Source organism: Streptococcus mitis (genome assembly GCF_002860865.1).
In the GTDB taxonomy this organism is placed as follows: Bacteria; Bacillota; Bacilli; order Lactobacillales; family Streptococcaceae; genus Streptococcus; species Streptococcus mitis_AT.
Genome location: NZ_PKIE01000001.1, coordinates 212,097 through 226,540, shown reverse-complemented (window position 1 = coordinate 226,540; position 14,444 = coordinate 212,097). Strand labels below are relative to the sequence as shown.

Here is a 14,444-nt window from a genome sequence, read left to right as displayed (position 1 = left end):
TTACTTATATTATAACTTATTCTGTAAACCTTTTCTTATAAAATACTGTGACATACTGATACTATTCTACTATTTAAGTTTATCAGATTGTTTTTTAAAAAATTATCCTCTAGAAAAAGTAAATAGCCTCCCCTGAAACAAAAAAGAAGACTGAAAACTAGTCTCCTCTGTTCCTTTTAAATCAAAGCTGTAATAACCGTCACTAGGCCAAAAATAATACCTGGTGCATTAGCTGCTGCAAGGGGGATATCTCTTTCTTTTTTGAAAAGACCGTAGTAAACCCAGAGACTACAGTTGATGGCAGCAACCAAGGGCTGGATGAAATTTCCTTTTTGACCAGCCAGATTGTTCATGATTTGTGGGAAGTAAGACACATACATCATAACAGACATAAAGGTCGCTACCCAACCTAAAATTTTCATTTGTTTTTCAGACATTTTCAAAACCTCTTTCATTTTTACTGAATCTTATTTTAAAATATTCTTTCAAAACAATCAAGTCTTTAAAACTTTTGTTATAAAGATATAAACTATCACAATCTTGTTATAAGAAAGAGGGAACAGAAAAAAGACCGAATTGCTCCGTTCTGTTTACTCAATCAAATATTAGAAAATGAATACTCCTTTTCAATGAATCGATTGATTGATGGTAAATAAGCCGTTAGAAATTATTGACAGTATCGAAATTTTCTAGTAAAATGAATTTTGTTAATACCTAAATGGTGTGTAGTTTTCTATCAACATAGTCAGGAGAAAAGGAACTTATGCTAAAAAAATTTAATGAATTGTCACTGAAAGATAAGGCTTATCTAATTGGCGGTTTGAGCTTATTAGTCATTGTGATCTCATTTGGTCTACTCAATCGTCAAACAGTAACTGTCAGTCTTGTCTTTACACAACTATCTGCTCCCTTGATTTTGGTGATTTTTACTTGTCTAGTAATCGGGATCATTGCTGGTAGTGCTATTGGTATTAGCTATCACCATAACAAGACTCAAGATCTGAGAAGCCGCATTGCTGAAGCAGAAGCGACTATCAATATAAAAGACAGGGAGCTTGTCCAGTACGAGGAACAGGTGCAACAATTAAAACAGGAAGCCAAACAATAAGTGTAGAAATCATAACCACCCGTGAAAACGGGTGGTTTTTTGTCTCGCACCTAACGGAGCGAGACGGACTGAAAGTCGCATAAATACAAAAAAGATCGAATTGCTCCGATCTTTTTAAGTTTCACTCCAAGAATGTTTAGATAAAAAATTTGATAATAGAATTACCTACTTCATACGATAAAAATCAATCACTAGACCAGCAGGCCCTTTAACTAATAAGGACTCTGTTCCCCAATCCGTTTCACAAAGACCGTGTAAAATCTCGACACCGATCTCTTTTAAACGTTGGTAATTCTGATTTAGATCCTCAATCTCAATATGAAGAATGATTCCTGACTGAAAATCTTCCAAAGGAATCAAATGATTTTGGGACAACATCAGACAGTGACTGCCAATCGTAAACTGAGCAAAACTGTCATCAACATAATCGGACTTTTTATCCAAAATACGCTCCAAGTCAGCACAGACTTGTGGAACATCGGAAACGATAATATCTAATTGATTTAAATTCATTTACTATCCTCCATAAAAAGACCGGATTGCTCCGATCTTTTTAAGTTTCGCTCTAAGAAAATCAAAGAATAAACAAGGCATCGAACCGCAGGCAGTACTGAAGTACGGCAAGGTGAAGATAACACAGTTTACATTTGATTTTCGACGAGAGGAATTATTTAATTGCGCGTGATTGCAAACCTTCTTCTTCCAAGAAGAGACGGAATGGTACGAGTTCTTCTGCTTCGTATTTTTCCTTGAAGGCTTTGATTGCTTCTTCTGAGTGAAGTTTTGGATCCAATTCAAGTACTTCTACTGGAAGTGGACGGTGTTCAGTGATGCGAGCATCGATAACAACAGTTTTACCTTCTTTGCTCAATTTAACAGCTTCTGCAACAACTGCATCGATGTCTTCGATACGGTCAACTGTAAATCCAACAGCTCCTTGAGCTTCAGCGATTTTCGCATAGTCAGCATTAGGGAAGTCACAACCAAACAAGTGTTTGTTTGTGTCTTCGTATTTGTCCTTGATGAAGGCATATTTACCATTTGAGAAGACAACGTTGATAACTGGAAGGTCGTATTGAACGTTTGTGATAACGTCTGGGTAGCACATGTTGAATGCACCGTCACCCATGATGTTCCATACTTGGCGATCTGGATTGTCTTTCTTAGCAGCGATACCACCAGGAAGGGCAATACCCATTGTCGCAAAGAGTGGAGATGTACGCCACATGTTCTTAGGTGTCATGTGAAGGTGACGAGTAGATGTTTGAGTAGTGTCACCTACGTCGATTGAGTAGATAGCGTCTTGATCAGCATGTTTGTTGATTGCATTGTAAACTTGATACAATTGCAATTCACCCTCAGTTTTACCTTCGATTTTGTTCATGTAATCACGCCAGTTTTGGTTGTTCTTAACGTTTGCACGCCACCATGGAGTAGATTCAACTGGGTTCACTTTGTCAAGGATAGCTTTAGCTGCTTGACCTGCATCACCAAGGATTGAAGCGTCTAGGGCATGACGTTTACCAAGTTTGTAAGGGTCGATATCCACTTGGATGAATTTTTCAGTATTCTTGAATGCTTGGTAAACTTCAGCAAATGGGAAGTTTGAACCAAGGAAAAGAACTGTGTCTGCTTCAAAGACCACTTCGTTGGCTGGCTTCCAACCAACACGGTAAGCAGAACCTGTCAAACCTTCATAGTTCCATTCAAAGGCTTCAAAGTTTTTACCAGTTGTGATGATTGGTGCTTTGATTTTACGTGACAATTCAGTAATCACTTCACCAGCTTTAACACCACCGTAACCAGCATAGATAACTGGACGTTCAGCATTGTTCAAGATTTCAACAGCTTTGTCGATTTCAACTTCGTTCAAAGCAGGAGCGATGAATGAACGTTCGTATGAACCTGAACCGTAGTATGAATTTTCGTCGATTTCTTGGAAACCGAAGTTTACTGGGATTTCAACAACAGCTGGACCTTTTTTAGAAACTGCAGCACGGCAAGCTTCGTCGATTACTTTTGGCAATTGCTCAGCGTAAGCTACACGTTTGTTGTATACAGCGATACCGTTGTACATTGGGTTTTGGTTCAATTCTTGGAAAGCATCCATGTTGAGTTCGTTAACTGGACGTGATCCAAGGATTGCTAGGAATGGAGTGTTATCCATAGCTGCATCGTAAACACCGTTAATCAAGTGAGTCGCACCTGGACCACCTGAACCAACTGCAACCCCGATTGAGCCGCCGAATTTAGCTTGCATAACCGCTGCAAGAGCACCTGTTTCTTCGTGACGAACTTGCAAGAAGCGGATATCTTTGTCTTCAGCCAAAGCATCCATCAATGAGCTGAGTGTTCCTGATGGGATACCGTAGATTGTGTCTACGCCCCATGTTTTCAATACATTAAGCATTGCTGCAGATGCAGTAATTTTCCCTTGAGTCATAATGATAACTCTCCTTCAAATATTTTTAAATCTACTAAAAAAGGTTTCATATAGTTTTTGAAAACGTTTCAGTAAATTTTTACAATACTAATTTATCACATTTATTTTGACTTTACTAAGAATCTGCTCAGAAGTTTTTATTCTCTATTACAGTACAGTTTGAAAACGTTTTTAGCTTCTGTTTTATAATACTCAATGAAAATCACAGAGCAAACTAGGAAGCTCGCCACAGGTTGCTCAAAGCACAGCTTTGAGGTTGCAGACAAAGCTGACGTGGTTGGAAGAGATTTTTGAAGAGTATAAAAAGCGAGCAAGCCCGCTTTTAGTCTATTTTACTAAAGTTTAGTAAGAGTGAACTGGTCAGAACGGATACAGAACTAAAGGCCATGGCTAGACCTGCCAGTTCTGGGTTGAGAGCCAGTCCAACACCTGAAAAGACTCCTGCTGCAATCGGAATTCCGGCGACATTGTAGATAAAGGCCCAGAAAAGATTGAGCAGAATTCGATTAAAGGTTTTCTTACTCATGTCAAAAGCACGAACCACTCCTAGGAGGTTATTAGTTGTCAACACCAAATCTGCTGACTCGATGGCAATATCTGTTCCAGCTCCCATAGCAATCCCCACATCTGCTACACTAAGGGCAGGAGCGTCATTGATACCATCCCCAACAAAGGCTACTTTGCCAGACGCTTGTAGTTTATGGATTTCATGAGCTTTTTCCTCTGGCAAGACACCTGCAATGACCTCTTCGATTCCGATCTGATCGGCAATGGCACGCGCCACACCAGCATTGTCTCCTGTCAGCATGACTGTTTTAAGACCTCGTTTTTTCAACTGACTGATGGCAAGCTTAGCATTTTCCTTAGGAATATCTTGCAGAGCAAGCAAGCCTTTGATTTCATTCTCAACAGCCAAGAACACAACTGTCTTAGCTTCTTTTTCCAGTTGTTCTAGTTTTTCCTGATAAGTGCTAGAAATATCCATGCCATCCAGCATTTTAGCATTTCCAAGCAAAACTTGTTTTCCATTGATTTGCCCTGAAACACCTTTTCCGTGCAAGGCTTGGAAATTTTCCACAGTGTGAAGCTCAAGTCCAGTTTCAGTCGCTCGCTTAACAATAGCCTCAGCCAATGGGTGTTGAGAAGCTTCTTCCAAGGAAGCTGCCAATCCAAGCACTTCTACTTCGTCGCCGATGATATCTGTGACCACAGGTTTCCCTTCCGTCAAAGTTCCTGTCTTATCAAAAACAATAGTTTGGACTTTCTGGATTTCCTGTAGAACCGTTCCATTTTTGAGGAGAACTCCCATCTTGGCACTGCGACCTGTCCCCACCATAAGGGCTGTCGGTGTTGCAAGTCCCAATGCACAAGGGCAGGCAATAATCAGAACTGCTACTCCATAGAGAAGCGAAGACACAAAGCTCGCTCCAAGCACAACTACACTATCCCTGAGCAAGACGAACCAAACCCAAAAGGTCACAATCCCTAAAATGACAACTGCTGGAACAAAAATCCCTGAAATTTTATCCGTCAAGTCCTGAATCGGCGCACGACTTGTCTGAGCTTTCTTCACAAAATCCACAATCTGAGCCAAAACAGTCTCTGAACCAACTTTTTCTGCTCTAAAAACAAGTGTTCCACTATTATTGATGGTTGAACCAATGACGGTATCTCCAACTGTCTTGTCCACAGGCAGACTCTCACCTGTCACCATAGACTCATCAATACTAGAGATACCTTCTACTACGACACCATCAACCGCAATCTTTTCACCGGGACGCACTCGAATCAGGTCACCTACCTTGACTTGCTCCAAAGGGACTTGAACATAGTTATCCTCACGCAATACTTCTGCTGTTTTAGCCTGCAAGTCAAGTAATTTCTCCACAGCTTGGGAAGTATTTTTCCGCATTTTCTCCTCAAAAACGGCTCCCATAAGAACGAAGAAGAAGATAAAGGCAGCACTTTCAAAGTAAACGGGGAGGCCAGCGAAGAGGGCAACTAAGCTATAGAAATAGGCCACTAGGGTTCCCAGAGCAACCAAGGTATCCATGTTGGCATTGTGCTTTTTAAAACTAGCCCAAGCACTTTGGATATAAGGACCACCTGCTACTAGCATAATCGGTGTTGTGGCTAAAAAGGTGCCCCAACGCATGACTTGGTGACTAATTCCTCCTGTCGACATCCCAATCATGAGGATTACAAGAGGCACAGTAAAGATACTAGTAATCCAAAAACGCTGTAAAAGTGATAGAGATTTTCGAGTCTTCTCAACAACTGTATAACTTCCCTTTTGCATCTTCATACCACAAGAAAATTCATGTTGACCTAATTCTTGAGGGGTAAAACGAATTGTCTTCTCTTCATCCACGCCGATTGGTTCCAAGAGGCCTTCTTCTTCAAACAGAATTTCCTTATAACAGTTTGAAGGTGTCAAACGGTGAAAGGTGATCTCAGCAGGAACTCCTTTTTGCAGTTGAATGTGGGCTGGATGGTAGCCTTTGTCTGCCGTGATACGGATTTTTTGAACACCATTTTCAAGACTTGCTTTTACAATTTCAGTCATATCATTCTCCTATTCTACAATCATCTTACCGTGCATCATATTCATGCCACAAGAGAAACCATACTCTCCAGCCTGCTCAGGCGTGATTTCCACTACATACTCTTCCCCCATTGGCAGATCCGCATGTACACCAAAGTCTGGAAATACGATCTGATCCAGACAGGGTGACGGGTCCTTGCGGTCAAAGATAATACGGGCTGGCACTGATTTTTTAAGAATAATCAACTCAGGCGTATAGCCTCCCATGACTTCCACTCGGATCTCTTGGTAGCCCTTTTTTTGCTGGGCCTTTTGTCCAGACTTTTCAGGCTTTTTGAAAAACCAAAACAAGATAAACGCGATAAGGGCAATACAAATAATGGTTACAATAATATTCAACATGACGTCTCCTTTACATACAATTACATTTTACTTCTGTTACAGCGCTTGATTTCTTCTTAGAAATCACAGCTTCTAAGTCTTCCAAGTCAGCCTTAGTAAAATCACATTCAGTAATCAAACCAGCCAGCAAGTTCTTAATTCTACGAGAACAAACCTTGTCCTTGATATCTTGGACAAGTAAATCCCGACTTTGGTCCAAAGTTAAAAGAGCTGAATAAACAAAGGACTTACCTTCTTTTTTTCTTGTCAGACACTCTTTTTCAACCAAACGAGCCAAAAGAGTTTGAATGGTCGACTTGGACCAGTCGAACCGCTCCGCCAGAACCCTAATCAAATCCGTACTAGTCTGCTCTCCTTGCATCCAAATAATCTTCATGACCTGCCATTCTGCATCTGAAATCTGCATAATCACACCTCCTAAATCTACATTTGTCGATTACAGTTATTAGTATACTTCAAAAATCTACATTTGTCAACTATGGAATTCAAATCTTTCTCTTTTTTTAAAATCTTTATTTCAAAAGTGTTTATACTCAATGAAAATCAAAAAGCTAACTAGGAAGCTAACCGCAGGTTGCTCAAAGCACTGCTTTGAGGTTGTAGATAGAACTGACGAAGTCAGCTCAAAACACTGTTTTGAGGTTGCAGATAAAGCTGACGTGCTTTGAAGAGATTTTCGAAGAGTATTAAAACACAAGGAAAAACCTCCACATCGAGTGGAGGCAAGCTGTTTTATCAATACAATTTTAAGTCACGTGGGTCAACTGGGAAGGTTGGGTTGTATGGATTGTGACGAAGCTTGAAGTGTTTGACATCTTCAATAGTCTGAGTTCCAGACAACTGCATAACTGTCTTCAATTCTGCATTCAAGTGTTCAAATACTTGGCGTACACCGACACTACCACCAAGGGCCAAGCCATAGATAACAGGGCGACCAATAGCTACCAAGTCTGCTCCTGAAGCCAAGGCTTTAAAGACGTGTTGACCACGACGAATACCTGAGTCAAAGACAATTGGCACACGTTTATCAACTGCTTCTGCTACTTCTTGAAGTGAGTCAAAGGCAGCTGGTCCACCGTCGATTTGACGGCCACCGTGGTTGGTTACCCAGATACCAGAAGCTCCTGCAGCAAGCGAACGTTCAACATCTTCACGGCATTGTGGTCCCTTAACATACACAGGAAGACCAGAATATTCAGCGATAAATTCTACATCACGTGGAGACAAGCGTTGTTTAGCTGATTTGTAAACAAAGTCCATTGATTTACCAGCACCTTCTGGCAGGTATTCTTCAACAATCGGCATGCCAACTGGGAAGACAAAACCATTACGCTTATCCACTTCACGATTGCCCCCTACAGTTGCATCTGCTGTCAAGACAATCGCTTTGTAGCCTTCAGCCTTTACACGATCCATGATGTGACGGTTAATCCCGTCATCTTTACTAAAGTAAAATTGGAACCAGTGAGGTGTCCCTTGAAGGGCTTCTGTAATTTCTGGAAGATCGACAGTAGAGTAAGAGCTGGTTGTATAAAGAGAACCAAACTCATGCACACCACGCGCAGTAGCCACTTCACCTTGTTCATTTGCCAATTTATGAGCCGCAACAGGTGCCATAATGATTGGTGAAGACAATTTTTCACCTGCAAATTCAATCTCTGTACTTGGATTTTCTACATTGCAAAGTGTATGCGGAACAATGAGCTTGTGGTTAAAGGCACGGATATTCTCACGTAAAGTGAAAGTATCTTCTGCCCCGCTAGCGATATAGCCAAATGCTGCTTTAGGGATAACTTGTTGCGCCATTGGCTCCAAATCATAGGTATTGATGAAATCTACATGACCTTCTGCATTGCTTGTTTTATATGACATAAAATGCCCTCCTTAATAAGTAAGCGTTTTCTTTGTGTATTACAAAAATATCTTAACTCTTTTTTCAAAACTTTTCAAATATTTTGTTTGGAAATTTCAGAAAGATTCTATCTATGATAAAAAATCCTTATAACGGCAATAAAAAATACATATTATCCAAAGGAGATTTTAAGTGCTACAATAACTGTATTATTTCTAGATGGGAGGTTCTATTTTTGGATTGGTCCATTGTTGAACAATATCTACCACTATATCAAAAGGCTTTTTTCCTAACCTTGCATATTGCAGTTTGGGGAATTTTGGGATCTTTTCTGCTCGGTTTAATCGTTAGTATCATCCGGCATTACCGCATCCCTGTTTTAGCGCAAATAGCGACAGCCTACATTGAATTGTCACGTAATACGCCCCTTTTGATTCAACTCTTCTTTCTCTACTTCGGTCTTCCTAGAGTAGGGATTGTCCTATCTTCAGAAGTCTGTGCCTCTTTAGGACTGGTCTTTTTAGGAGGATCCTATATGGCAGAATCTTTCCGAAGTGGGCTGGAAGCTGTCTGTCAAACCCAGCAGGAGATTGGATTAGCTATCGGTCTGACACCTGTACAGGTCTTTCGCTATGTGGTTCTTCCGCAAGCAACAGCGGTGGCCCTACCGTCTTTTAGTGCCAATGTCATTTTCCTGATCAAGGAAACCTCTGTTTTCTCAGCAGTAGCTTTGGCCGACCTCATGTACGTCGCCAAAGACTTGATTGGGCTCTACTATGAAACAGACATTGCGCTTGCTATGTTGGTAGTTGCTTATCTGATGATGCTTCTACCCATCTCACTGGTCTTTAGCTGGATAGAAAGGAGGCTCCGCCATGCAGGATTCGGGAATCCAAGTACTCTTTCAGGGAAATAATCTCTTGAGAATCTTACAGGGATTGGGCGTCACGATTGGGATATCCATCCTTTCTGTCCTCTTATCCATGATGTTCGGAACAGTCATGGGAATCATCATGACCTCCCATTCTAGAATCATACGATTTTTAACACGATTGTATCTGGAATTTATCCGTATCATGCCCCAGTTGGTGCTACTCTTCATCGTTTACTTTGGCTTGGCTCGAAACTTTAATATCAATATCTCAGGTGAGACTTCAGCTATTATCGTTTTTACCCTCTGGGGAACAGCTGAAATGGGAGACTTGGTCCGTGGAGCTATCACTTCCCTTCCTAAGCATCAATTTGAAAGTGGACAGGCACTAGGCTTAACCAATGTTCAACTTTACTACCACATCATCATACCACAGGTTTTGAGAAGACTGCTACCGCAGGCTATCAATCTTGTCACTCGGATGATTAAAACCACTTCCTTGGTTGTCTTGATTGGGGTTGTTGAAGTAACCAAGGTTGGACAACAAATCATTGATAGCAATCGCTTGACTATCCCAACCGCTTCCTTTTGGATTTATGGAACCATTCTTGTCTTGTATTTCGCAGTCTGCTTTCCTATTTCCAAACTATCCACTCACTTAGAAAAACATTGGAGGAACTAAATGTCTGAAACTATCTTAGAAATCAAGGAACTAAAAAAATCCTTCGGAGACAATCCTATCCTCCAAGGTCTATCCCTACAAATCAATAAAGGAGAAGTTGTGGTTATCCTAGGGCCATCTGGTTGTGGGAAAAGTACCCTCCTTCGTTGCCTCAATGGCTTAGAAAGTATTCAAGGTGGAGATATTCTTCTGGATGGTCAGTCTATCGTTGAAAATAAAAAAGACTTTCACCTAGTTCGCCAAAAGATTGGCATGGTCTTTCAAAGTTATGAACTCTTTCCCCATCTGGATGTCCTACAAAACCTCATCCTAGGTCCTATCAAGGCTCAAGGAAGGGACAAGAAGGAAGTAACGGAAGAAGCTCTGCAACTACTGGAACGTGTCGGTTTGCTAGACAAACAACATAGCTTTGCCCGTCAATTATCTGGTGGACAGAAACAACGGGTTGCAATTGTCCGTGCCCTCCTCATGCATCCAGAAATCATCCTTTTTGACGAAGTGACTGCTTCGCTGGATCCAGAAATGGTGCGTGAGGTTCTAGAACTTATCAATGATTTAGCTCAAGAAGGTCGCACCATGATTTTAGTAACCCATGAAATGCAGTTTGCTCAAGCTATTGCCGATCGGATTATCTTCCTCGACCAAGGGAAAATTGCTGAAGAAGGAACAGCTCAAGCCTTCTTTACCAATCCGCAAACCAAACGAGCTCAGGAATTTTTAAACGTCTTTGACTTTAGCCAATTTGGCTCATATCTATAAAGGAGATTTTTATGAAACTACTCAAACCACTTTTAACTGTTTTAGCACTTGCCTTTGCTCTTATCTTTATCACAGCTTGTAGCTCAGGTGGAAACGCTGGTTCATCGTCTGGTAAAACCACTGCCAAGGCTCGCACAATCGATGAAATCAAAAAAAGCGGTGAACTGCGAATCGCCGTATTCGGGGACAAGAAACCGTTTGGTTACGTTGACAATGACGGTTCCTACCAAGGTTACGATATCGAACTTGGGAACCAACTGGCCCAAGACCTTGGTGTCAAGGTCAAATACGTTTCAGTCGATGCTGCCAACCGTGCGGAATACTTGATTTCAAACAAGGTTGATATCACACTTGCCAACTTTACAGTAACTGACGAACGCAAGAAACAAGTTGATTTTGCCCTTCCATACATGAAAGTTTCTCTTGGAGTCGTATCGCCTAAGACCGGTCTTATTACAGATGTCAAACAATTGGAAGGTAAAACCTTAATTGTTACAAAAGGAACGACCGCTGAAACTTATTTTGAGAAAAATCACCCAGAAGTAAAACTTCAAAAATACGACCAATACAGTGACTCTTACCAAGCCCTTCTTGACGGACGTGGAGATGCCTTCTCTACTGACAATACTGAAGTCCTAGCTTGGGCGCTTGAAAACAAAGGATTTGAAGTAGGAATTACTTCCCTCGGTAATCCAGATACCATTGCGGCAGCAGTACAAAAAGGTAACCAAGAATTGCTAGACTTCATCAATAAAGATATTGAAAAATTAGGTAAGGAAAACTTCTTCCACAAGGCCTATGAAAAAACACTTCACCCAACCTACGGTGATGCTGCTAAAGCAGATGACCTTGTTGTTGAGGGCGGAAAAGTTGACTAATACTCAATGAAATCACAAAAAGAAATCAGGTAATCCTAGTGACTACCTGATTTTCTATATTTTAGGCATTTTGCCAATTTTCTTGGTCTTCTTTAAATCGTTTTAGAAGACCCAAGCCTTCTGGGGTGATATAGCCTTCTTCTTGGGCTAGATGGATGAGTTCACTGTAGTTAGAAAGTGTAACAAGTTTGACACCTGCATCTGAGAAGTTCTTATCTGCTTTTGGCAATTGGTAGCTGAAAATCGCTACAACTCCAAGAACATCTGCTCCTTCTCGCTTGGCTGCTGCCACGGCCTCGAGAACAGAACCACCTGTTGAAATGAGGTCTTCAACCACTACCATTTTTTGACCTTGAGCTACACGGCCTTCGATTTGATTACCTGCTCCGTGGTCTTTTGGTTTGCTACGGATATAAGCAAAAGGTAGATTCATCTTATCAGCAATAATAGCTCCGTGTGGAATCCCTGCTGTTGCAGTTCCTGCAATTACTTCAACCTCTGGAAAGGCTTCTTTAATAGCTTCCACAAAACCATTTTCAATGAGAGTACGAGTTTCTGGATAGGCAAGAGTTACACGGTTATCTGTGTAAATCGGCGACTTGATACCAGATGCCCAAGTGAAAGGCTCCTCTGGTTTGAGGTAAACTGCTTGAATTTTCAAGAGGTGGCTAGCGATATCTTTAGCAAGTGTCATGGTATTCTCCTTTTATTTTTCTAATCTAGTTCTTTAATTCCAGTCCTGTGTCCATTCATCCTTTATGTCATGATAAGCTGCAACAGGATCTTCAGCTTGGGTAATGGGACGTCCCACTACGATATAGTCACTACCGATTTGATAGGCATCAGCAGGTGTCATCACACGTTTTTGATCTCCAACTGCAGCACCTGCCGGACGAATACCCGGTGTCAGACAGATAAAATCTGGATTGGTGGCCTGCTTGATGAGTTCCACTTCCTGAGCCGAGCAAACGACACCATCCAAGCCAGCTTCAGCTGTCTTCTTAGCATAATGAATCACAGACTCTTGCAGGCTGGTTTGGATATTTTGAAACTCCTGCATCTGGGCTTCTGATGTTGATGTGAGCTGAGTAACAGCGATCAATTTGGCTTGACTTCCAAGACCTTCACGCGCAGCCTTCATCATCTCTACACCGCCAGCAGCATGAACATTGGTCATATCCACACCAAGCTGAGATAAGACCTTCATAGCAGATTTGACTGTATTGGGAATGTCATGAAGCTTGAGATCCAAAAAGACACTGTGACCCAGGTCTTTCAAGTAAGACACAATCTCAGGCCCCGTTGCGTAATAAAGCTCCATCCCTACCTTTAGATAAAGGCTTTCTTCCTCTGGAAAATGAGCTAAAAATTCCTTGACCGCCTCAAAACTAGGAAAATCAAGAGCAATGACTGGACGATGTTCTCGCATAGGTTTCTCCTTTTACCTTTGCTAGTGAGAGAGTCTGGCCACAAGAAGTCACGAAAAAAGGAACCTGCCAACAGCAAGGTTCCACGAAAAATGGGTAGTCTCCACCCTTTCACCGTCTAACCTTAGCTGCCTCTCTGGACTGCTTTAAAGGTTTTTTACTATTCTATTATTTCTACTAGCACTTGTCAAGTAAAAACATGGCAACTAAAGAGCTATAGGAGAAAAGGTAAACCTAGCGACGCGGTGAACGCTGACTTGTTTGGTTTCGATTACTCTCTTCCTCCAGTTTTTTCTTCTCTTCTTCCAATTGATTCTGCTGTTCTTCCAGTCTTTTCTTCTCTTCCTCTTTCTGTTTCTTCTCAGCTTCTTCGGCCTCTTTTTTGGCTTTTTCTTCTGCTTCCATGATTAATTTATCCGCCACAGTGTAACTGTAAATTCCAGCTTCCATGTCAATCACACTTGGTTCTGACAATTGTGGCTTAATCTTACTGTAGTAAGGCAGTTTCTTACTCATTTCAGAAAGGGGAACCAAGACTTCGTCTGTATCATACATGGTCAATCGAATTAAATCGGAAGTCACCTTGCTTGGAGCTAATTCCACCTTTTGGATAGCAGCCTTGAGTTCTGGGCTAATTTGAGAAAGTTCTGAGACAAAAGCCTGGATTTGTTCACTATCATTAAAGAAAACAGATAAATAAGTTTCTGGCAAACTAACCAAACTCACCGCACTGGTCTCAAGCTGACCACTGGAAAGAATAGGATAATGATTTTCACCAGAAATATAGTAGGCTACAATATCATATTCCTTGACTTTGATAGTAAACTTAGTTGGAAATTGATAGACAAGCTGAGCTGATTCAACCCAATAATTGGACTTGATTTGCTCTTCATATTTTGCCTTGTCTAGCAGAAGGTTAATCGTATAATCCGAATCCTGAATGCCTGAAGCCTGTCGGATATCATCAGCTGTAGTTTGCACCGTTCCCTCAACACGAATATCCTTCATGGTCGCATAAGGACTGAGTAAGTAGGCAGAGACAATCAATAAAAGCAGACTTGGAAATAAAATCGTTAGAGATCGCAAGATATGGATGGCAGGAATTTTCGGTTTAGCCGATTTCTTCTTTACAGGCTTTTTCTCTCTTTTTTTATCCTGTTCCTCGTCCTCTTTAGACGTTGATTCTTCTTTCCCTTCTTCCTCTTTGTCACCCTCTGAGGATGCTACTTTTTCCTCAGACTCTTCCTTAGCTGATTCTTCATCTTCCTGGTCTATTTCACTCTCCTGGTCCTCTGATTTCTCAGATTCTTCTCCCATTCGAGCTTGTCTTTCCTTTTCCTTCTCCTCAGCTAGGGCCGCCTCTTCCTCAGCCTTCTTTTTTAGATATTCCTGATTTCGTTTCTGCCATTCTGATAACTCTTTAAATTCTTCGAGGATTTCTTTGCCCTCTTTTTTCTTATCTTTTGACATTTACTTT

At 41.2% G+C, this 14,444-nt stretch carries 16 protein-coding genes; 6 read left to right on the top strand and 10 right to left on the bottom strand.

All coding sequences use genetic code 11. The features are described 5' to 3' along the window. Positions 1-176: 176 nt before the first annotated feature. Positions 177-437: a SemiSWEET family transporter gene (locus CYK18_RS01110; protein WP_001291472.1), complete on the bottom strand. Its 261-nt coding sequence runs from the start codon at positions 435-437 to the stop codon at positions 177-179. 326 nt (positions 438-763) lie between these two features. Here CYK18_RS01110 and CYK18_RS01105 point away from each other — a divergent pair, with 326 nt between their 5' ends. After that, a complete protein-coding gene (locus CYK18_RS01105) occupies positions 764-1,108 on the top strand; it encodes a lipopolysaccharide assembly protein LapA domain-containing protein (RefSeq protein WP_000913393.1) in 345 nt (114 codons plus the stop codon). 165 nt (positions 1,109-1,273) lie between these two features. On the opposite strand, the gene CYK18_RS01100 is transcribed toward CYK18_RS01105, so the two are convergent. The 5 genes from CYK18_RS01100 to CYK18_RS01080 all read right to left on the bottom strand — a co-directional run bounded on the left by CYK18_RS01100 (position 1,274) and on the right by CYK18_RS01080 (position 6,904). Further along, entirely contained in the window at positions 1,274-1,621 is a 348-nt protein-coding gene (locus CYK18_RS01100) for a VOC family protein (RefSeq protein WP_001052641.1), read from the bottom strand. A 154-nt stretch (positions 1,622-1,775) separates the two neighbouring features. Then, positions 1,776-3,551, bottom strand: a complete 1,776-nt coding sequence (gene spxB, locus CYK18_RS01095; RefSeq protein WP_049544395.1) for a pyruvate oxidase — start codon at positions 3,549-3,551, stop codon at positions 1,776-1,778. 322 nt (positions 3,552-3,873) lie between these two features. Then, complete coding sequence (locus tag CYK18_RS01090; protein ID WP_000136345.1) at positions 3,874-6,117, bottom strand: heavy metal translocating P-type ATPase; 2,244 nt, start codon at positions 6,115-6,117, stop codon at positions 3,874-3,876. A gap of 9 nt (positions 6,118-6,126) precedes the next feature. Next, the gene (locus CYK18_RS01085) at positions 6,127-6,498 is read right to left on the bottom strand and encodes a cupredoxin domain-containing protein (RefSeq protein ID WP_101784604.1); all 372 of its coding nucleotides are present in this window, start codon (positions 6,496-6,498) and stop codon (positions 6,127-6,129) included. Positions 6,499-6,508: 10 nt separating this feature from the next. Next, positions 6,509-6,904, bottom strand: coding sequence for a CopY/TcrY family copper transport repressor (locus CYK18_RS01080; RefSeq protein ID WP_101781311.1), 396 nt, complete (start codon positions 6,902-6,904; stop codon positions 6,509-6,511). A gap of 130 nt (positions 6,905-7,034) precedes the next feature. On the opposite strand from CYK18_RS01080, the gene CYK18_RS10980 reads away from it, so the two are divergent. Further along, entirely contained in the window at positions 7,035-7,166 is a 132-nt protein-coding gene (locus tag CYK18_RS10980; protein ID WP_257958610.1) for a hypothetical protein, read from the top strand. Positions 7,167-7,233: 67 nt separating this feature from the next. On the opposite strand, the gene lctO is transcribed toward CYK18_RS10980, so the two are convergent. Then, positions 7,234-8,370, bottom strand: coding sequence for an L-lactate oxidase (gene lctO, locus CYK18_RS01070; RefSeq protein ID WP_000120723.1), 1,137 nt, complete (start codon positions 8,368-8,370; stop codon positions 7,234-7,236). A 215-nt stretch (positions 8,371-8,585) separates the two neighbouring features. Here lctO and CYK18_RS01065 point away from each other — a divergent pair, with 215 nt between their 5' ends. The 4 genes from CYK18_RS01065 to CYK18_RS01050 are packed head-to-tail and all read left to right on the top strand — an operon-like array spanning position 8,586 to position 11,540. After that, positions 8,586-9,266 carry an amino acid ABC transporter permease gene (locus tag CYK18_RS01065; protein ID WP_101785291.1) on the top strand — a complete coding sequence of 227 codons (681 nt, stop codon included), beginning with the start codon at positions 8,586-8,588 and terminating at the stop codon, positions 9,264-9,266. Continuing rightward, entirely contained in the window at positions 9,226-9,903 is a 678-nt protein-coding gene (locus tag CYK18_RS01060) for an amino acid ABC transporter permease (protein WP_001154146.1), read from the top strand. Before CYK18_RS01065 ends, CYK18_RS01060 begins: the two co-directional genes overlap by 41 nt. Then, positions 9,904-10,662, top strand: coding sequence for an amino acid ABC transporter ATP-binding protein (locus tag CYK18_RS01055; protein ID WP_060627880.1), 759 nt, complete (start codon positions 9,904-9,906; stop codon positions 10,660-10,662). 11 nt (positions 10,663-10,673) lie between these two features. Then, complete coding sequence (locus CYK18_RS01050) at positions 10,674-11,540, top strand: cysteine ABC transporter substrate-binding protein (RefSeq protein ID WP_101784602.1); 867 nt, start codon at positions 10,674-10,676, stop codon at positions 11,538-11,540. 61 nt (positions 11,541-11,601) lie between these two features. Here the strand turns inward: CYK18_RS01050 and pyrE are convergent, their stop codons facing one another. From pyrE to CYK18_RS01035, 3 genes are all read right to left on the bottom strand, one after another. Next, positions 11,602-12,234 carry an orotate phosphoribosyltransferase gene (gene pyrE, locus CYK18_RS01045; RefSeq protein WP_101784600.1) on the bottom strand — a complete coding sequence of 211 codons (633 nt, stop codon included), beginning with the start codon at positions 12,232-12,234 and terminating at the stop codon, positions 11,602-11,604. Positions 12,235-12,267: 33 nt separating this feature from the next. Continuing rightward, positions 12,268-12,969, bottom strand: a complete 702-nt coding sequence (pyrF, locus tag CYK18_RS01040) for an orotidine-5'-phosphate decarboxylase (protein ID WP_101784598.1) — start codon at positions 12,967-12,969, stop codon at positions 12,268-12,270. A 232-nt stretch (positions 12,970-13,201) separates the two neighbouring features. Continuing rightward, positions 13,202-14,437 carry a cell division protein FtsQ/DivIB gene (locus CYK18_RS01035; protein WP_101784596.1) on the bottom strand — a complete coding sequence of 412 codons (1,236 nt, stop codon included), beginning with the start codon at positions 14,435-14,437 and terminating at the stop codon, positions 13,202-13,204. Between the last annotated feature and the right edge of the window lie 7 nt (positions 14,438-14,444).

Excerpts from the sequence above, each read along its gene's own strand:
- CYK18_RS01110 (WP_001291472.1), bottom strand. The coding sequence starts at position 437 with ATGTCTGAAAAACAAATGAAAATTTTAGGTTGGGTAGCGACCTTTATG.
- CYK18_RS01105 (WP_000913393.1), top strand. The coding sequence starts at position 764 with ATGCTAAAAAAATTTAATGAATTGTCACTGAAAGATAAGGCTTATCTA.
- CYK18_RS01100 (WP_001052641.1), bottom strand. The coding sequence starts at position 1,621 with ATGAATTTAAATCAATTAGATATTATCGTTTCCGATGTTCCACAAGTC.
- spxB (WP_049544395.1), bottom strand. The coding sequence starts at position 3,551 with ATGACTCAAGGGAAAATTACTGCATCTGCAGCAATGCTTAATGTATTG.
- CYK18_RS01090 (WP_000136345.1), bottom strand. The coding sequence starts at position 6,117 with ATGACTGAAATTGTAAAAGCAAGTCTTGAAAATGGTGTTCAAAAAATC.
- CYK18_RS01085 (WP_101784604.1), bottom strand. The coding sequence starts at position 6,498 with ATGTTGAATATTATTGTAACCATTATTTGTATTGCCCTTATCGCGTTT.
- CYK18_RS01080 (WP_101781311.1), bottom strand. The coding sequence starts at position 6,904 with ATGCAGATTTCAGATGCAGAATGGCAGGTCATGAAGATTATTTGGATG.
- CYK18_RS10980 (WP_257958610.1), top strand. The coding sequence starts at position 7,035 with ATGAAAATCAAAAAGCTAACTAGGAAGCTAACCGCAGGTTGCTCAAAG.
- lctO (WP_000120723.1), bottom strand. The coding sequence starts at position 8,370 with ATGTCATATAAAACAAGCAATGCAGAAGGTCATGTAGATTTCATCAAT.
- CYK18_RS01060 (WP_001154146.1), top strand. The coding sequence starts at position 9,226 with ATGCAGGATTCGGGAATCCAAGTACTCTTTCAGGGAAATAATCTCTTG.
- CYK18_RS01055 (WP_060627880.1), top strand. The coding sequence starts at position 9,904 with ATGTCTGAAACTATCTTAGAAATCAAGGAACTAAAAAAATCCTTCGGA.
- CYK18_RS01050 (WP_101784602.1), top strand. The coding sequence starts at position 10,674 with ATGAAACTACTCAAACCACTTTTAACTGTTTTAGCACTTGCCTTTGCT.
- pyrE (WP_101784600.1), bottom strand. The coding sequence starts at position 12,234 with ATGACACTTGCTAAAGATATCGCTAGCCACCTCTTGAAAATTCAAGCA.
- pyrF (WP_101784598.1), bottom strand. The coding sequence starts at position 12,969 with ATGCGAGAACATCGTCCAGTCATTGCTCTTGATTTTCCTAGTTTTGAG.
- CYK18_RS01035 (WP_101784596.1), bottom strand. The coding sequence starts at position 14,437 with ATGTCAAAAGATAAGAAAAAAGAGGGCAAAGAAATCCTCGAAGAATTT.